The following is a 17,959-nucleotide window of genomic DNA, read 5'->3' as shown; positions in this document are numbered from 1 at the left end:
TGACAGGTTGCTTACCGTGGTGACAGGTGTCGCTTGGGTACTTCTTCTTCGGTGCGTGCGTGACTACTTCGGTGGTGCCGGTAACCGGAGCCCGTGCATGCCGCCGTCGACGGCGAGCACGGTTCCGGTGGTCGCGCCGGCCAGCGGACTGGCCAGGTAGGCGATGGCTGCGGCGACCTCGTCCGCACTGACCAGCCGGCCGGTGGGTTGGCGGGCCTGCAGGGCGGCGAGTTCGGCGTCCGGGTCGGCGGCGGCGGCGAGCAGACGGCGTACCCAGGGGGTGTCCACGGTGCCGGGGTTGACGCAGCAGACCCGGATCCCCTCGCGTACGTGGTCGGCCGCCATCGCGGCGGTCAACGCCTGCACGGCGCCCTTGGTCGCGCTGTAGAGCGCCCGGTTGGGCAGCCCGGCGTGCGCGGCGATCGAGCAGGTGTTGACGATGACCGGGTGGCGGGACTCGCGCAGCCGGGGCAGGGCGGCCCGGCTCACCCGGACCAGACCCACCACGTTGACGTCGTAGACCCGGTGCCACTCCTCGTCCGGGTTGCTCTCCACCGTGCCGACCGCACCGATGCCGGCGTTGTTGACCAGGATGTCGAGCCCTCCGAGCCGCTCGACCACCCGGTCGATCGCGGCCCGGACCGAGTTGTCGTCGCGGACGTCGGCGGGTACGCCGAACAGCGGCTCGGGCACGGCCGTGTGGTCGAGGTCGAGGCAGGCCACCCGCGCTCCCCGGGCGGCGAGGAACCGGGCGGTGGCCAGCCCGATGCCGGAGGCGCCGCCGGTGACCGCGGCGACCAGACCGTCGAACTCGCGGCTGACCTGGGCGATGTCGCTCATGACGGGTCCACCTTCCAGACCGGACCGTCGGGGTAGACGTGGTCGGCGAGGCTGCGCGGGTGCATGGTGGAGCTGAAGCCGGCGGTGGTGGGTGCCTGGTAGCGGCCGTTGCGGATGCGTACCGGGTCGACGAAGTGTTCGTGCAGGTGGTCGACGTACTCGATGATCCGGTTTTCCATCGTTCCCGTCACCGCGACGTAGTCGAACATCGACAGATGTTGTACCAGTTCGCAGAGGCCCACGCCGCCCGCGTGCGGGCAGACCGGGACACCGAACTTGGCGGCGAGCAACAGGATCGCGATGTTCTCGTTGACCCCGGCGACCCGGGCCGCGTCGAGTTGGACGAAGGCGACCGCGTCGAGCTGGAGCAGCTGTTTGAACATCACCCGGTTCTGTACGTGCTCGCCGGTGGCGACCGGGATCGGCGCGATCCGCCGGGCGATCGCCGCGTGGCCGAGTACGTCGTCCGGGCTGGTCGGCTCCTCCACCCACCAGGGCGAGTACTCGGCGAGCGCCTGCACCCAGGTGACGGCGGCGTCCACGTCCCAGCGCTGGTTGGCGTCGATCGCGATCCGGATGTCCGGCCCGCAGGTCTCCCGGGCGATCCGCATCCGCCGGATGTCGTCGTCCAGGTCGGCGCCGACCTTGAGTTTGATCTGGGTGAACCCGGCGTCGATCGCCTCCCGGCAGAGCCGGCGCAGCTTGTCGTCGTCGTAGCCGAGCCAGCCGGGCGAGGTGGTGTACGCGGGGTAGCCCTCGGCGAGCAGCCGGGCCACCCGCTCGTCGCGCCCCTGCGCACCGGCACGCAGGATCGCCAGTGCCTCGTCCGGTGTCAGCGCGTCGGTCAGGTAGCGGAAGTCGACCAGCGCGACCAGGTCCTCGGGGGTCATCGAGGCGAGCAGTTGCCACAGCGGCATGCCGGCGCGCTTGGCCTTGAGGTCCCACAGGGCGTTGACCACGGCGGAGATCGCCATGTGCATGACGCCCTTCTCCGGGCCGAGCCAGCGCAGTTGCGAGTCGTGCACCAGCTCGCGCCAGAGCCCGCCGAGGTCGTCCAGCACGTCCTTGACCAGCCGGCCGACCAGGTACGGGCGCAGCGCGGCGATCGCCGCCTCCTGCACCTCGTTGCCCCGGCCGATGGTGAAGGCGAAGCCGTGTCCCTCGTGGTCGTCGGGTGCGTCGGTACGCAGCACGACGTACGCGGCCGAGTAGTCGGGATCGGGGTTCATCGCGTCAGAGCCGTCCAGCTCGCGCGAGGTGGGGAAGCGGATGTCGTACGTGTCCAGGGCGACGAAACGGCTGCTCACCACGCGACCCCCAGTCGCTGGCGCTGCCGACCGAGTCCGTCGATCTCCAACTCGACCACGTCACCGGGGCGCAGGTACGGCTTCGGCTCGGGCATGCCGAGCGCGACGCCGGCCGGGGTGCCGGTGTTGACGATGTCGCCGGGGTAGAGCGTCATGAACTGGCTGACGTAGCGGATGATCTCCGGCACGTTGAAGATCATGTCCTTGGTGTTCCCGTTCTGTCGCAGCGTGCCGTTGACCCAGAGCCGCAGCCCGAGGTGCCCGGGATCGGGGATTTCGTCCTTGGTGACCAGCCACGGGCCGAACGGATTGAACGTCTCGCAGGACTTGCCCTTGTCCCACTGGCCGCCGCGTTCGAGTTGGAACGCGCGCTCGGAGACGTCGTGCGAGATGGCATAACCCGCCACGCACTCCATCGCCTCCTCGGCCGAGGGGAGGTACCGCGCGGTCCTGCCGATGACCACGGCCAATTCGACCTCCCAGTCGGTCTTCTCGCCGCCGTGCGGCACCAGCACCTCGTCGCAGGCTCCGACGACGGTGTCCGGGGCCTTGAGGAAGAGGACCGGCTCGGTGGGTACGTCCGCGCCGGTCTCGCGCGCGTGGTCGTGGTAGTTCAGCCCGACACAGACGATCTTTCCGGGGCGGCGCAGGGGCGGGCCGAGCCGCAGTCCGCGTCCGCGCAGCGGCGGCTGCCGCAGTTCGAGCAGCCCGCGTACGCGGTTGATGCCGCCGTCGGCGAGGAAGTCACCGTCGAAGTCGGTGATCGAACCGGAGAGGTCGAGGAGCGTGCCGTCCTCGGCCAGCACGGCGGGGCGCTCGCCGCCGGGTGGACCGACCCGTAAGAGCTTCACGGCAGCGGTTCCTTTGTGTCGATGGTGTTTCCCCGCGTCATACATCGGATGTCTATCAGTCCATCGACAAGCGCACAAGGCCGAGGACGGGGCGTTTAGGCCCATCTACTGCGCTCCACACCGGATTGTGCGCTCGGGGTAATGCCCGTACGTCCTATCTTGACTGAGCCATACATCCAATGTTAACTCCGTGTGACGGGATGGGCCGGATCGACGGAACTCATCGCCGATGCCGCAAACCGCACGCGGATGCGTCAATACGCAGGTAGGAGGGCCGATGGGGGTCGGACCGCAGCCCTCCCCCGGTCGCGTGTCGGACCCGGCCCTCGCTCTGCGGTACGACCGGCCGGCTACGGACTGGGAGACCGAATCGTTGCCGATCGGCAACGGGGCGCTGGGCGCCAACGTGTTCGGCGGCGTACGCACCGAGCGGTTGACGTACAACGAGAAGACGCTGTGGACCGGCGGACCGGGTGGTGACGGCGGCCCGTACCGCAACGGCGACTGGGTGTTTCCCCGGCCGACCGCGCTGGACGAGGTACGCGCCAGGATCGACCGCGACGGCCGGGTCCCGCCGGAGGCGGTGGCGGCCGTGCTGGCCGGACCACGGGCCGGGTTCGGCGCCTACCAGCCCTTCGGCGAGATCCTGCTGGAGCCGACCGGCCTCGAGTACGACGAGTCTCCGGGTGCTCCGGAGGCGAGCGGGCTGCCCGCCGGGGTCGACGGCTACCGGCGTGAACTGGACCTGACCGAGGCGACCGTGCGGGTGGGCTACCGGCACGACGGCGTGCGCCATCTGCGGGAGTTCTTCGCCAGCCACCCGGCGAACGTGATCGTGATCAGGTTGACCGCCGACCGGGACGGGCAGGTCTCGTTCGTGCTGCGACACCGCTGCCCGCACGTCGGCGGATCGGTCACCGTCGCCGGTGACCGGCTGACCGTGCGGGGCGCGCTGCCCGACAACGGCCTGGTCTACGAGTCGCAACTGCGGGTGGTGACCGACGGCGGGACCCGGACCTGCGCCGCCGACCGGATCACCGTCACCGGCGCCGACCAGGCCATCATCGTCCTGGCCGCCGGCACCGACTACGCCGCCGAGCACCCGCACTACCGTGGCGCCGACCCGCACGAACGGCTGCGCCGGACGGTGGACGACGCGGCCGGGCAAGGCTTCACCGCGCTGCGCCGGGCGCACCTGGGCGACTACACCACCCTGTTCGACCGGGTCAGGCTCGACCTCGGGGCACGGATGCCCGACCTGACCACCGACCGGCTGCGGGCCGGCTACACCGGCGGCGGCAGCGCCGCCGACCTGGCCCTGGAGGCGCTCTTCTTCGCGTACGGGCGTTACCTGCTGATCTCCTCGTCGCGGTCCGGCTCACTGCCGGCGAACCTGCAGGGAGTGTGGAACGACTCGGTCAGTCCGGCCTGGAGCGCGGATTACCACGTCAACATCAACCTCCAGATGAACTACTGGCCGGCGGAGGCCACCAACCTGGCCGAGACCGCCGAGCCGCTGTTCGACTTCGTCGACGCGCTGCGCGCTCCCGGCCGGCGGTCCGCCCTGACCCTGTTCGACTCCCCCGGCTGGGTGGTCCAGAACGAGACCACCCCGTACGGCTACACGGGTGTGCACGACTGGCCGACCGCGTTCTGGTTCCCCGAGGCGAACGCCTGGCTGAGCCACCACCTCTACGACCACTACCGGTTTGGCCGCGACCTCGACTTCCTGCGCGAGCGGGCGTACCCGGTGATGGTGGAGGCGGCACGGTTCTGGCTGGCCAACCTGCACACCGATCCGCGCGACGGCACCCTGGTGGTGTCACCGAGCTACTCCCCCGAGCACGGCGACTTCACCGCCGGGGCGGCGATGTCGCAGCAGATCGTCCGGGAGTTGCTCGCCGACACCCTGGCCGCCGCCACCCTGCTCGACCGGGACCCGGTGCTGCGCGGGCGGCTGCGGGCAGCACTCGACGCCCTCGATCCGGGGCTGCGGATCGGCTGCTGGGGTCAGGTGCAGGAGTGGAAGGGCGACTGGGACAGCCGTACCGACACCCACCGGCACGTCTCGCACCTGTACGCGCTGCACCCCGGCCGGCAGTTGCGCGTACCCGCTGATCCGGTGCGCGGATCGGGTGATCCGGGGCTGGCCGACGCCGCCCGGGTGACGCTGGAGGCGCGGGGCGACGGCGGCACCGGCTGGAGCAAGGCCTGGAAGATCAATTTCTGGGCCCGGCTGCGCGACGGCGACCGGGCCCGCAGGCTGCTGGGCGAGCAGTTGCGTGAGAGCACGCTGCCGAACCTCTGGGACACCCACCCGCCATTCCAGATCGACGGGAACCTCGGTGCGGTCGCCGGCATGGCCGAGATGCTGCTGCAGAGCCAGCACGACGTGATCGACGTACTGCCGGCGCTGCCGAGCGGATGGGCGGCCGGGTCGGTCACCGGGCTGCGAGCACGCGGCAACGCCACCGTCGACGTGGGGTGGCGGGACCGGGCCGCGATCCGGATCGTGGTCACGGCGGGCAGCTCGGGCGAGTTGACCGTACGCAGTCCGCTGCTGCTCACCGCGCCCGTGGTCGACCTGGGAACGGGTCGGTCCGTACCGGTGGTCCGCGACGGCCCGGAGGTCACCTTCGCCGCCGTCGCCGGCCACCGTTACCGAGCGGGCACCGCCGCTTCCGACTCCGTGTCGTCCTCCTCGTCGTCTTCCTCGCCCGGTCCTGTTCTGCCTGCCTCAGGTCTGCCTGCCTCAGGTCTGCCTGCCTCAGCCGATGCCGAGTCGGTCGCACGGGCCCCGAAGCTCGGTCCAAGCGGCGCGACAACGTGACCGTTTCCAGCAGGTTCGGCGACCAGGCGGAGCTGACGGCCCGACGGACCACCAGCCGCGTCACGGGTGCCAGAAGCGCACCTCGGGGAATTCGGGTGTGGGTCCGTCGAGTACCGACGGTGAGCGCCCGCGCAGGTGCTCGTCGAGGAACGCGGTGACGTACGCACGGGTGATCTGGACACATCGCCGCGCCGGCAGCGGCTGGAGGCGACGACCGAGCTGTTCCTCCAGCGGGGCGAAGTCGGTGAACGAGGTGTGCGACATGTCGTCCACGCCGAGCCAGCGTTTCCAACCGGTGAGCCGGGACCAGCTTTCGGTCCAGTCCGGGTTCCCCGGTGGCCGGCCCCGTTCCGCCGCCCCGACGATCAGAACCGGTCGGTCGAGTTCCCGGTCGAGGGTTGGTTGGAAAGCCCCGTCCAGGTTGACCCCGGCCCGGATCCGCCGGTCGGCCAGCATCGACCGGACCGCGGCGGCGCCACCCATCGAGTGCCCCACCACCGCGATCCGGGACGGGTCGATCACCCAACCGCCCCACCAGGGCGAAGCCGGACCGGTCAGCCGGTCGAGCACGAACGACACGTCGGTGGCCCGGTCACCGGCCACGGTCGGCCCGTCCGGATCCAGGTCCCCGGCCAGGCATTCGGTGATCCGACCACCCGGAAACGTGGTGGCCACCGACTCGTGGTTGTGATCGATTCCGGCCACCACGTACCCGTGACTGGCCAGTTCCTCGGCCAGTCCGGTCAGCGACGTACGCGGCAGCGCGAAGCCTGGCGAGAGCACCACCAGCGGCAGCCGCCCCCGGGACAGCACCGGGACGTCGAGCCGGGCATGGGTACGGGTGGTGCTCAGCACGTCCGCCGGCTCGCCGGTCACCTCTCGGGCGGCCAGGATCAGCTCGGATTCCGCCGCGCTGACGTACCGCGCCCGCGGACCCCGTACGCCGGCCGCCGGGTACCAGATCGACACCATCAGCTCACGTCGCTGGTCCGCCACCCAGGGGTCGCTCCGTTCCCGGTCGACCAGGTGCAGGGTGGTCCGGCCGACCGGGAGCGGTCCGGTCGGCGCCGGCAGTGCCAGTTCCGCCGATCCGGAGTCCGCCCAGGCGGCCACCGGGGAGAACGTCCACGCCACCATCGCCGCCGCCAACACCACAGCCAGGCCGCGTCTCGTCCCACCACTGTGTGCATTCCGGTCGTACATGGCTCCTCCATCCGTCCCTCGCCCACGCGCCGCATCGCGCTGGCCATCCCAGCCTTGACGGGCCGCGCCACCCCCGCATCCGGGGCGAGCCCAGTCGCGTCTGCGACAGGTGGATCGCAGGAGTCGGCCGACCCTGTGCGGGCGGGACAGAATCAGGGTTTGCGGGGCACGTGGCGGCGGTAGGTGCTCACCGTCGGGTCGCCGGCCAGCCAGAACCGCCACGGCAGGTCGTGGGCGCCGGTCACCCCGACCCGTGGCCCGGCCGCGATCGCCGCCGACGGCACCGGATCGGCGGGCGGTGCCAGGCGTACCGGGCCGTCGTCGAGCAGGAACAGCCCGTAGGCCGCGCGGTCCACCCCGAGCGCCGCGCAGAGCCGGGCCGGACCACGAGCAAGATCCAGATCCCGGCGTACGGCGGTCCGCCTGCTCCGCGCCACGTCGAGCCCGTCGACCACCTCACCCGCCCGCAGGAGTACGGCCGACGCCTCCCCCTCCGTACCGGTCACCACGTTCATGCACCAGTACATGCCGTAGGTGAAGTAGACGTAGGCGTACCCGGCTGGGCCGAACATCACCGAGTTGCGGGGCGTACGTCCGCGGTGTGCGTGCGAGGCTGCGTCCCCGCCGGTCCCCGCGTACGCCTCGACCTCGGTGAGACGGACGGTGACGCCGCCAGCGGAGAGGGTGCAGTTCAGCAGGCCGCGCGCCGCCGGCAACAGCGGCCCGGCCAACAACGTGGCCAGGTCGGTACGCGCGCGGTCGATCACGGGATCAGCACAGCACAGCCGGAGCCGGTCCTACCCGCCGCCCCCGGCATCGACGTGGTGGGGGCCGGGCCGACCGAGGCCGCGTGAGGTGAGCGAATGGAGATGATTCATGGCGCGAACGACTCACTCGCTCGGTATCCGCTGACGAAACCTTGCAGCTCACGGCGTGTTACCCGCATTGTTACCTTCTGTCGCCAATACCCTCGGCGGCGCCCCGCGCCGCCGGTTCCGGTCGATGGACGGAGGGCTTGTCGTGCTCGTCACCGTGACAGCGATCAGCGGCATGACGGTCGGCTTCATCGCCGGCCTGTACGCGTACCGGGCATCCCGACGCTGGTGCGCCGCCTGCGGCAGCAGCCTTAGCTGCCCCGCCTGCTCCACCCTGGGCGTACGACGCAACGCCGCGACCCGGCGGTTCTGATGGACGCCACGCCCTCCCCACCACACGTACCGGCCGGCACCGTGTTGCGGTTGGCCAAGGAGGATTGGCGCTACGGCGGCTTCACCCTGTTCCTCCGGGTCGAGGCGGTACGCGACGACCTGTCCAGCTACTACGACGACGAGTGGGTCTGGGTCAGCGGCCAGCAACTCGCCCGTGACGGCACCCCGCTCGGCCAACTCGACGCGCTCGTACGCGTCTCGGCCCTGCCCCGCGGCGGCGTCGAGCCCCCATCACCCGTACGGAAGGAGCCCGGCCGGTAGGCCGAACTCGTCGTCGGCGGGCTTCGGTTCAGGGGCGGGGCCGGGGTTGGCCGAGGTGCGCGGTGAAGAAGGTGACCGAATCGGCGACCACGGCGGCTCCGGTGCCGTGCGAGAGCAGGATCGTCGGGCGGGGTTCGTCGGCCCCGGGCCGGAAGGCTTCTACGATGACCGGCCGGGCGCTGTCGCGCCGCCAGTGCTTGCGCCGGTCGTCGAACCAGTCGTACCGCTCGTGCCACTCACTCATGGGGCGAGGTTATGCGGTCATACCATCCGGACCGGCCCTCAGGCCGGTCCGGATGGTGACGCCTACGGCGCCGCAGTCGTCGATCGGCGTTGCTGTTGCCGATTCACGTCGCTGGTTGCCGACTCACGTCGCGCGTTGCCGATCCACGTCGCAGGTTGCCGATCCACGTCGCAGGTTGCCGACCCACGCCGCGCGTTGCCGATCCAGGGGTCTGGTTGCCGATCCTGAGGCCTGGCCGACCGGGGCTGGCCGTTCGGCGGGACGACCTTTGTTCGCTCAGCGCGGGACGACCTGCTCGATTGCCCATCGGCGCCAGCCGTCGAGCTGCTCGGTGGCGGCGGCGAGCTGGTCGGCGACCGGGCCCGGGCCGGTGGAACCGGGTGTGGTCCTGGCCGCCAGCGCCGAACGAACCGACAGCACGCTGCGGACCTCCGGGTCGAGGTGCTCGCTGACCAGGGCGAGGTCGGAATCGGAAACCTCGTCCAGGGCGCACTCGCGGGCCACGCAGAGGGCGACCAGACGACCGGTCACCTCGTGCGCGTCACGGAACGGCACGCCCCGGCGGACCAGCCAGTCGGCGACCTCGGTGGCGAGCGAGTAGCCGACCGGGGCGGCGGCGGCGAGCCGGTCGGCCCGGACCGTCATGGTGGAGATCATGCCGGCGAGCGCGGGCAGCAGGAGCTGCAGCGTGTCCACCGCGTCGAACGCCGGCTCCTTGTCCTCCTGCATGTCCCGGTCGTAGGTCAGCGGCAGACCCTTGAGCATGGTCAGCACCGCCACCAGGCCACCGACCAGCCGGCCGGACTTGCCCCGGGCCAGCTCGGCGATGTCCGCGTTCTTCTTCTGCGGCATGATCGACGAACCGGTGGCGAACGAGTCGTCGAGTTCCACCCAGCCGAACTCCTGGGAGGTCCAGAGCACGACCTCCTCGCCGAGGCGGGACAGGTGCACGCCGATCATCGCCGTGATGAAGAGGAACTCGGCGACGAAGTCCCGGTCGGCGACCGCGTCCATGGAGTTGGCGAACGAGGACCGGAAGCCGAGCTCCTTGGCCACCGCCACCGGGTCCAGCGGCAGGCCGGAGCCGGCCAGCGCACCGGCACCGAGCGGACTGATCGCCGTACGGTGGTCCCAGTCGCGCAGCCGTTCGAGGTCACGCAGCAGCGGCTGCACGTGCGCCAGGAGCCAATGGCCGAAGGAGACCGGCTGGGCGTGCTGCACGTGGGTCATGCCGGGAGCCGGCGTGTCCAGGTGCCGTCCGGCCTGCTCGGTCAGTGCGTCGGCCAGTTCGACCAGCCGGGCCGCCACCCCACGGGCGTGGTCACGCAGGTAGAGCCGCAGGTCGGTGGCGACCTGGTCGTTGCGGGACCGGCCCGCCCGCAGCTTGCCGCCGAGGCTGCCGAGCCGCTCCAGGAGTCCCCGTTCCAGGGCGGTGTGCACGTCCTCGTCGTCGACCGTGGGCCGGAACGCCCCGGAGGCGCAGGCGGCCTCCAGGTCGTCCAGTGCGGCGAGGATCTGCCCCAGTTCGTCGGGGTCGAGCAGGCCCGCCCCGGCCAGCACCCGCGCGTGGGCACGGGAGCCGGCCAGGTCGTACGGAGCGAGGCGCCAGTCGAACTGCACGCTGACCGAGAGACGCGCCAGTGCCTCGGCGGGGCCGCCGGCGAACCGGCCGCCCCACAGGCTGGTGCGGTTGGTGCCGGCGCTGTTCTCGGTCAGGCTCTTGTCGTCCACGCCCGCTATTCTGAACGTCACTGTGCGGAGCCACCCAACCGGGCGTCCCGGGCGGTGGCGAGCCGGCTCGGCAGGCCCCAGAGCTGCACGAAGCCCTTGGCGAGCGACTGGTCGAAGGTGTCGCCGGTGTCGTACGTGGCCATGCCGAAGTCGTAGAGGCTGGCGTCGGAGCGCCGGCCGGTGACCACCGCGCGACCGCCGTGCAGGGTGAGCCGAACCTCGCCGGAGACGTGCTGCTGGGTCTCGTCGATGAAGGCGTCCAGCGCCCGCTTGAGCGGCGAGAACCAGAGGCCGTCGTAGACCAGCTCGGCCCAACGCTGGTCGACGCCCTTCTTGAACCGGGCCACGTCGCGCTCGACGGTGACGTTCTCCAGCTCCTGGTGGGCGACGATCAGCGCGATGGCGCCCGGTGCCTCGTACACCTCGCGGCTCTTGATGCCGACCAGCCGGTCCTCGACCATGTCGAGGCGGCCGACGCCCTGGGCGCCCGCCCGCCGGTTCAGCTCCAGGATCGCCTGGTACGGGGTGACCGTCTCGCCGTCGATCGCCACCGGCACCCCGGCCTCGAAGGTGATCACTACCTGGTCCGGGTCGCGGGGCTCGGCCGGGTTGGCGGTGTAGGAGTAGACATCCTCGGTCGGCGCGTTCCAGATGTCCTCGAGGAAGCCGGTCTCCACCGCGCGTCCCCACAGGTTCTGGTCGATCGAGTACGGCGACTTGTGCGTGACGTCGATCGGCAGCCCCTTCTCCTCGGCGTACGCGATCGCCTTGTCCCGGGTCCAGGCGAAGTCACGGGCCGGCGCGAGGACCTTCAGGTCGGGGGCGAGCGCGCCGATGCCGACCTCGAAGCGGACCTGGTCGTTGCCCTTGCCGGTGCAGCCGTGCGAGACGATCGTGCCGCCGTACTTCTTGGCCGCCTCGACCAGGTGCCGGACGATCAGCGGCCGGGAGAGCGCCGAGACCAGCGGGTAGCGGTCCATGTAGAGCGCGTTCGCCCGCAGCGCCGGCAGGCAGAAGTCGGCGGCGAACTCCTCGCGTCCGTCGACCACCTCCGACTCGGCCGCGCCGCAGTCCAGGGCCCGCTGGCGGATCGCGTCCATGTCCTCGCCGCCCTGGCCCACGTCGATCGCCACCGCGATCACCTCGGCGCCGGTCTGCTCGGCCAGGTAAGGGATGGCAACCGAGGTGTCGAGTCCCCCGGAGTACGCCAAAACAACGCGCTCAGTCATGGTGTGCTGTTCCTTTCAACATTGGTGAATCCACGACCCACGTCGGCTGGCCGCCGAGTCCCGGTCGGTTCTGGTCGACGATCGGTAGTCCGGGTTGGCTCGCCGCCCACCCGGAAAGCTGTTCCCCCAGCGCCGCGCCGCCGGTGGCCTCACGTGCCACCACGAGGATGGTGTCGTCCCCGGCGATGGTGCCGACCACCTCGGGCAGCCCGGCCCGGTCCAGCGCACTGGCGAGGAACTGGGCCGCACCCGGCGGGGTACGCAGGACGGTGATGTTGCCGCTGGAGTCGACGCCGGTGAGCAGTTCACGCAGCAGTCGGACCAGGCGCGCGGGGGCCTGTTCGGCGTCGCGCAGCGGCCGCTTGCCGTCCTCGGGGATCAGGTAGACGGCCGGGCCGTCGCCGCCGCGCACCTTGACCGCACCGAGCTCGTCCAGATCACGGGAGAGGGTGGCCTGGGTGACCTGCACCCCGTCACCGGCGAGCAGCTCGGCCAGCTCGGTCTGGGAGCGGATCGGCTGTTCGCGGATCAGTTCCACGATCCGGGCATGCCGGGCGGTCCGGGTGAGCGGGCCGGTCATGACGACACGTTCCCGGCGCCCGTCGCGGCTGGCGCGGAAGGTGCGTTCCCGGCGCTCACCGAGGCTGGCGTAATCGGTGCCGCCGAACCGGTGCCGGGCGTCGCGGTCGTGCCGGTGGTGGCGCTCACCAGCCAGGAGAGCAGCGCCTTCTGCGCGTGCAGCCGGTTCTCGGCCTGGTCGAAGACCGCGCTCTGCGCGCCGTCGAGGACCTCGTCGGTGATCTCCTCGCCGCGGTGCGCCGGCAGGCAGTGCAGCACGATCGCCTCCGGTGCGGCGGCGGCGAGCAGCGCCTTGTTGAGCTGGTAGGGCCAGAACGGGGTGAGCCGGTCCCGGCCGTCGCCCTCCTGCCCCATCGAGGTCCAGGTGTCGGTGGCGACGACGTCCGCACCGTCGACCGCCTCGCGCGGGTCACGCAGCACCTGCACCGAACCGCCGGTCCAGGCGGCGATCTCGGCGGCCCGGCTCACCACCGCCGGGGACGGGTCGTAGCCGGGCGGGCCGGCGACGCGTACGTGCATACCCGCGGTGGCACCGGCGAGCAGGTACGAGTGCGACATGTTGTTGGCCGCGTCGCCGACGTAGGCCAGGATCCGGCCGGCCGTGCCACCGCAGCGCTCTCGGATGGTGAGCAGGTCGGCCAGGAGCTGGCAGGGGTGGAAGCCGTCGGTGAGCGCGTTGACCACCGGCACGGTCGCTCCGCTGGCGAGTTCGGCCAGCCGGGCGTCGCCGTGCGTACGCAGCACGATGGCGCTGACGTAGCGGGAGAGCACCTGGCCGGCGTCGGCGAGCGACTCGCCCCGGCCGAAGTGGGTGGCCTGGGTGTCCACGATGATCGGGTGCCCGCCGAGTTCGGCGATGCCCACGTCGAAGGAGATGCGGGTACGCAGGCTCGGCTTGTCGAACAGCACGGCGACGGCACGGGGCCCGGCGAGCGGACGGGCGCCGAACCGGTCGGCCTTCAGCGTCGCGGCGAGGTCGAGCACCTCGGCCTGCTCCCCGGGAGTGAGGTCGTCGTCGCGCTGGAAGTGCCGGATCACGAGGTCACCGCCGGGGCGACTGACGTGTCGGCGGCCGACGTACCGCTCGACACTTCGGCCGGCGGTGCGGCGGCGTCGAGCGCGGCCGGCAGCGCGGCGAGGAACGCGTCGACCTGCTCGGCGGTCAGGATCAGCGGCGGGGCGAGCCGGATGACGTTCGGTTGCACCGGGTTGGTGAGGAACCCGGCGTCGCGCAGCACACCGGCGAGCGCCGGGGCGGCCGGGGCGTTCAGCACCAGGCCGAGCAGCAGGCCGGCGCCGCGCACTTCGGCCACCAGCGGGTGCCCGAGGGCCTCGACTCCGCGCCGGATCCGCTCGCCGGTCCGCTTGACGTGGTCGAGCAGCCCCTCGTTGGCGATGGTGGAGACGACCGCGAGGGCGGCGGCGCAGCTGATCGGGTTGCCTCCGAAGGTGCTGGCGTGGGTGCCCGGACCGAGCAGGTCGGCGGCCGTACCGAAGGCGATCAAGGCACCGATCGGCAGCCCGCCGCCGAGCCCCTTGGCCAGGGTGACCACGTCCGGCTCGACACCCTCGGCCTGGTGGGCGAACCAGTGTCCGGTCCGGCCGATGCCGGTCTGCACCTCGTCGAGCACCAGCAGTGCGCCGTGTGCCGAGGTGATCCGCCGCGCCGCGGTCAGATAGCCCGCCGGCGGGACGACCACGCCGCTTTCGCCCTGGATAGGTTCGAGGATCACCATGGCGGTGTCGTCGGTGACGGCGGCCTCGAGCGCGGCCACGTCGCCGTAGGGGACGTGCGTGACGTCACCGGGCAGAGGCCGGAACGGGTCGGCCTTGGTCGGCTGCCCGGTCAGGGCAAGCGCGCCCATGGTGCGGCCGTGGAAGCCACCGACGGTGGAGACCACGTGGGTGCGGCCGGTCCGGCGGGAAAGCTTGAAGGCGGCCTCGTTCGCCTCGGTGCCGGAGTTCGAGAAGTAGACCCGCCCCTGCCGGCCGGCGAGGGCGAGCAGCAGCTCGGCGAGCGCCACCGGCGGTTCGGCGACGAAGAGGTTGGAGACGTGGCCGAGCGTGGCGACCTGCTTCGACACCGCGGCGACCACCGCCGGGTGGGCGTGGCCGAGGGCGTTGACGGCGATCCCGCCGAGCAGGTCGACGTACTCGCGGCCCGCCTCGTCGACCACGACCGCGCCGTTGCCGCGGACCAGCGCCAGCGACGGGGTGCCGTAGTTGTCCATCATGGACTGCGACCAGCGGTCGATCAGCGACGTCATGACGAGCTCACCATGGTTCCGAATCCTTCCGAGGTGAAGACTTCCAGCAGTGTCGAGTGCGCCACCCGGCCGTCGACCACGTGTGCCGCCGGGACGCCGCCGCGCACCGCGCGCAGGCACGCCTCCATCTTCGGCACCATGCCGGACTCCAGGCTGGGCAGCAGTTCGGCCAGCTCGTCGGCGGTGAGCGCGGAGATGAGGCTGGAGGTGTCCGGCCAGTTCGCGTAGAGCCCGGGCACGTCGGTGAGCACGACGAGCTTGCGTGCCTGCAGTGCCACCGCCAGTGCGGCGGCGGCGGTGTCGGCGTTGAGGTTGTGCAGTACGCCGTCGACGTCGGGCGCCACCGTGGAGATGACCGGGATCCGGCCGGCGGTGAGGATGTCGGTCAGCGCGTCGACGTTGACCGCGTCGACGTCACCGACCTGGCCGATGTCGACCGCCTCGCCGTCGACGTAGGCCGGACGGCGCACCGCGGTGAACAGCCGGGCGTCCTCGCCGGAGAGGCCGACCGCGAACGGGCCGTGTTCGTTGATCAGCCCGACCAGTTCCCGCCCGACCTGGCCGACCAGCACCATCCGGACGACGTCCATCGCCTCGGGTGTGGTGACCCGCAGCCCGCCCTTGAACTCGCTGACGATGCCGAGCCGGCCCAGCATGGACGAGATCTGCGGGCCCCCGCCGTGCACCACGACCGGGCGCAGTCCGGCGTACCGCAGGAACACCATGTCGGCGGCGAACGCCCGCTGCAACTCCGGGTTGACCATGGCGTTGCCGCCGTATTTGATCACGACGGTGGCACCGGAGAAGCGGGCCAGCCAGGGCAGCGCCTCGATCAGGGCGGCGGCCTTGAGTTGCGCCTGGCTCAGGTCACGGGAGAGCGCGCTGCCGGCCGCCGAGCCGCCGTTGCCGGCCGCCGAGATGTGCACCGTCATGACGAGTACGCCGAGTTCTCGTGCACGTAGGCGTGCGACAGGTCGTTGGTCCAGATCGTGGCCGCCTCGGCACCGGCGTTCAGCCGGACCTGGATGGTCACGTCGCGGGCGGCCAGGTCGACCTTGGCCCGATCCTCGGCGGCGGCACCGGAACGGCACACCCAGACGCCGTTGACCGCCACGTCGATCCTGTCCGGCTCGAAGGCCGCGCCGGTGGTGCCGACCGCGGCCAGGATCCGCCCCCAGTTGGGGTCGTTGCCGAACAGGGCGGTCTTGACCAGGTTGTTCCGGGCCACCGACCTGCCGACCTCGACCGCGTCGTCCTCGCTCGCCGCGTCGATCACGTCGATCGCTATCTGCTTGGTGGCGCCCTCGGCGTCGGCGATGAGCTGTTGGGCCAGGTCGTGGCAGGCGGAGGTCACCGCTGCGGTCAGCTCCGCCTGGGTCGGCTCGATCCCGGACGCGCCGCTGGCCAGCAGCAACACGGTGTCGTTGGTCGACATGCAGCCGTCGGAGTCGACCCGGTCGAAGGTGACCCGGCAGGCCGCCCGCAGCGCGGTGTCCAGCGCCTCCGAGCCGGCCACCGCGTCGGTGGTGAGCACGCAGAGCATGGTCGCCATCGCGGGGGCCAGCATGCCGGCGCCCTTGGCCATCCCGCCGACGGTCCAGCCGGTGCCGGGCACGATGGTCGTCTTCGACCGGGTGTCGGTTGTCATGATCGCCTCGGCGGCGGCCAGGCCACCGTCACGGGCCAGTCCGCGCACCGCGGCCCGGACGCCGGGCAGCAGCTTCTCCATCGGCAGCCGCTCGCCGATCAGGCCGGTCGAGCAGACCGCGACCTCACCGGCGCCCAGGATGAGCCGGGCGTTGGACCCGGTCAGGCTGGCCGCGGTCTGTTCGGCGGTGGCGTGGGTGTCCTGGAAGCCGGGTGATCCGGTGCAGGCGTTGGCGCCGCCGGAGTTGAGCACCACCGCGCGGACCACCCCGCCACGGATGATCTGTTCGGTCCAGAGCACCGGCGCGGCCTTGACCCGGTTGGCGGTGAACACGCCCGCCGCGGTCGCGTCGGGCCCGTCGTTGACGACCAGTGCCACGTCGGACTGGCCGGTGCTCTTGAGGCCGGCGGCAACGCCGGCTGCCCGGAAACCCCGGGGTGCGGTCACGCTCATGATTGGCGCTCCTGGCTCGGGTGCGGCGCGGCAATGCCGCAGCCGATCTTCGATCCGGTCACGGCGCCACCCCGTGGACCGGCAGGCCGGCGGTCTCCGGCAGGCCGAGCATCAGGTTGGCGCACTGCACGGCCTGACCGGACGCGCCCTTGCCCAGGTTGTCGATCGCGCTCACCACGATCACCCGGCCGGAGTCGACGTCGACGGTTGCCTGCAGGTGGCACGAGTTGGAGCCGTAGGTGGCGGCGGTGTGCGGCCAGGTGCCCTCGCGCAGGAGGTGCACGAACGGCGAGTCCGCGTACGCCTCGGCGAGCACCGCGCGGGGGTCGGTCGCACCGGAGCCCACCGGCAGCGCGGTGACGGTGGCGAGGATGCCACGCGGCATCGGCGCCAGCACCGGCGTGAAGGAGAGACTGGTCGCGCCGGTCGCCTGCTTGATCTCCGGCACGTGTTGGTGGACGCCGACCTTGTATGGCGTCAGATCACCCATCACCTCGCTGCCGAGCAGGTTGACCTTTGCCGACCGGCCCGCGCCGGAGGTGCCGGACGCGGCCACCACCACGACGTCCTGCGCGGCGACCGCACCGGCGGCGACCAGCGGCGCGAGCGCGAGGGAGATCGACACCGCGTAGCAGCCGGTGGCCGCGACCCGGTTCGAAGCCGCGATGGCGGAACGCTGGCCGGGCAGCTCGGGCAGGCCGTAGGTCCACCAGCCGGCGTGGCTGCCGCCGTAGTAGCGCTGCCAGGCAGCACCGTCGCGCAGCCGGTGGTCGGCGCCGAGGTCGACCACCTTGACCGTCTCCGGCAGGGCCGCGGCGACGGCGGCCGACTCACCGTGCGGCAGGGCCAGGAAGACCAGGTCCGCGTCGGCGAGCGTGTCCGGGTCGGTCCGGCCGAGGATCAGGTCCAGCCCGACCAGGTGCGGGTGCACCGCCGACACGGGCGTGCCGGCCTGGCTGTGGGCGGTGGCGGCGACGAGATCGAACTCGGGGTGCCCGGCGATCAGGCGCAGCAACTCACCACCCGCGTATCCACTGGCCCCGGCGACCGCAACTCGGATACCCATGCCCACCTCCGCATTTGTATGCAGCCAAGGTAACAGGGAAGGGCGCCGGGACGCAATACTATACGGCCCACTGGATGATCACTCAGTTGCCGGTTTTCGGCCGGTCCCGACCCGAACCGCCGGGAAACGGCAGCCGGCGCAGGCCCGAAACGCGTCGTGGGGGGGGGGGGCCCCCCCCCCCCCCCCCCCCCCCCCCCCCCCGGGGGGCGGCCCGCCCGGGGGGGCCCGGCCCGGGCCCCCCC

At 71.7% G+C, this 17,959-nt stretch carries 15 protein-coding genes and 2 pseudogenes; 3 read left to right on the top strand and 14 right to left on the bottom strand.

The genetic code is table 11. The features are described 5' to 3' along the window. Positions 1-63 precede the first annotated feature (63 nt). The 3 genes from AB0J90_RS34935 to AB0J90_RS34925 are packed head-to-tail and all read right to left on the bottom strand — an operon-like array spanning position 64 to position 2,998. Positions 64-840, bottom strand: a complete 777-nt coding sequence (locus AB0J90_RS34935; protein ID WP_363603371.1) for an SDR family oxidoreductase — start codon at positions 838-840, stop codon at positions 64-66. Then, positions 837-2,150 (bottom strand): L-fuconate dehydratase, encoded by a 1,314-nt coding sequence (locus tag AB0J90_RS34930; RefSeq protein ID WP_363603370.1) that lies wholly within the window; start codon positions 2,148-2,150, stop codon positions 837-839. The genes AB0J90_RS34935 and AB0J90_RS34930 overlap by 4 nt, the downstream gene beginning before the upstream one ends. Continuing rightward, the gene (locus tag AB0J90_RS34925) at positions 2,144-2,998 is read right to left on the bottom strand and encodes a fumarylacetoacetate hydrolase family protein (RefSeq protein WP_363603369.1); all 855 of its coding nucleotides are present in this window, start codon (positions 2,996-2,998) and stop codon (positions 2,144-2,146) included. The genes AB0J90_RS34930 and AB0J90_RS34925 overlap by 7 nt, the downstream gene beginning before the upstream one ends. A 277-nt stretch (positions 2,999-3,275) precedes the next feature. On the opposite strand from AB0J90_RS34925, the gene AB0J90_RS34920 reads away from it, so the two are divergent. After that, positions 3,276-5,828: a glycoside hydrolase family 95 protein gene (locus AB0J90_RS34920; protein ID WP_363603368.1), complete on the top strand. Its 2,553-nt coding sequence runs from the start codon at positions 3,276-3,278 to the stop codon at positions 5,826-5,828. A gap of 60 nt (positions 5,829-5,888) precedes the next feature. Here AB0J90_RS34920 and AB0J90_RS34915 read toward each other — a convergent pair whose 3' ends face one another. Then, positions 5,889-7,031, bottom strand: a complete 1,143-nt coding sequence (locus tag AB0J90_RS34915; RefSeq protein ID WP_363603367.1) for an alpha/beta fold hydrolase — start codon at positions 7,029-7,031, stop codon at positions 5,889-5,891. Positions 7,032-7,183: 152 nt separating this feature from the next. After that, positions 7,184-7,798 (bottom strand): DNA-3-methyladenine glycosylase, encoded by a 615-nt coding sequence (locus tag AB0J90_RS34910; protein WP_363603366.1) that lies wholly within the window; start codon positions 7,796-7,798, stop codon positions 7,184-7,186. Positions 7,799-8,051: 253 nt separating this feature from the next. Between AB0J90_RS34910 and AB0J90_RS34905 the strand changes: the two genes are divergently transcribed. Then, positions 8,052-8,219 (top strand): hypothetical protein, encoded by a 168-nt coding sequence (locus AB0J90_RS34905; protein WP_363603365.1) that lies wholly within the window; start codon positions 8,052-8,054, stop codon positions 8,217-8,219. Continuing rightward, positions 8,219-8,500 (top strand): hypothetical protein, encoded by a 282-nt coding sequence (locus AB0J90_RS34900; RefSeq protein ID WP_363603364.1) that lies wholly within the window; start codon positions 8,219-8,221, stop codon positions 8,498-8,500. The genes AB0J90_RS34905 and AB0J90_RS34900 overlap by 1 nt, the downstream gene beginning before the upstream one ends. A 28-nt stretch (positions 8,501-8,528) precedes the next feature. Here AB0J90_RS34900 and AB0J90_RS34895 read toward each other — a convergent pair whose 3' ends face one another. From AB0J90_RS34895 to argC, 9 genes and pseudogenes are all read right to left on the bottom strand, one after another. Beyond that, on the bottom strand, positions 8,529-8,744 hold the full coding sequence (locus AB0J90_RS34895) for a hypothetical protein (protein WP_363603363.1): 216 nt from the start codon (positions 8,742-8,744) through the stop codon (positions 8,529-8,531). A 276-nt stretch (positions 8,745-9,020) separates the two neighbouring features. Next, on the bottom strand, positions 9,021-10,484 hold the full coding sequence (gene argH / locus AB0J90_RS34890; RefSeq protein WP_363603381.1) for an argininosuccinate lyase: 1,464 nt from the start codon (positions 10,482-10,484) through the stop codon (positions 9,021-9,023). Between the two features lie 8 nt (positions 10,485-10,492). After that, a complete protein-coding gene (locus AB0J90_RS34885) occupies positions 10,493-11,704 on the bottom strand; it encodes an argininosuccinate synthase (protein ID WP_363603362.1) in 1,212 nt (403 codons plus the stop codon). A 103-nt stretch (positions 11,705-11,807) separates the two neighbouring features. Next, positions 11,808-12,284, bottom strand: a pseudogene (locus tag AB0J90_RS34880) (arginine repressor); the annotation flags it as partial. A 125-nt stretch (positions 12,285-12,409) separates the two neighbouring features. Further along, positions 12,410-13,321, bottom strand: a pseudogene (gene argF / locus AB0J90_RS34875) (ornithine carbamoyltransferase); the annotation flags it as partial. Next, positions 13,318-14,550: an acetylornithine transaminase gene (locus AB0J90_RS34870; RefSeq protein WP_363603361.1), complete on the bottom strand. Its 1,233-nt coding sequence runs from the start codon at positions 14,548-14,550 to the stop codon at positions 13,318-13,320. The pseudogene argF and the gene AB0J90_RS34870, both read right to left, overlap by 4 nt. Further along, positions 14,547-15,482, bottom strand: coding sequence for an acetylglutamate kinase (gene argB / locus AB0J90_RS34865; RefSeq protein WP_363603360.1), 936 nt, complete (start codon positions 15,480-15,482; stop codon positions 14,547-14,549). Before argB ends, AB0J90_RS34870 begins: the two co-directional genes overlap by 4 nt. Next, complete coding sequence (gene argJ, locus AB0J90_RS34860) at positions 15,479-16,651, bottom strand: bifunctional glutamate N-acetyltransferase/amino-acid acetyltransferase ArgJ (RefSeq protein ID WP_363603359.1); 1,173 nt, start codon at positions 16,649-16,651, stop codon at positions 15,479-15,481. Before argJ ends, argB begins: the two co-directional genes overlap by 4 nt. Positions 16,652-16,709: 58 nt before the next feature. Next, a complete protein-coding gene (argC, locus tag AB0J90_RS34855; protein ID WP_363603358.1) occupies positions 16,710-17,717 on the bottom strand; it encodes an N-acetyl-gamma-glutamyl-phosphate reductase in 1,008 nt (335 codons plus the stop codon). Between the last annotated feature and the right edge of the window lie 242 nt (positions 17,718-17,959).

The sequence above is a fragment of the Micromonospora sp. NPDC049523 genome, from assembly GCF_040676775.1.
Classification (GTDB): Bacteria; Actinomycetota; Actinomycetes; order Mycobacteriales; family Micromonosporaceae; genus Micromonospora_G.
Note: the sequence above shows the minus strand (reverse complement) of the source record. Positions and strands in the feature narration are given on the sequence as shown.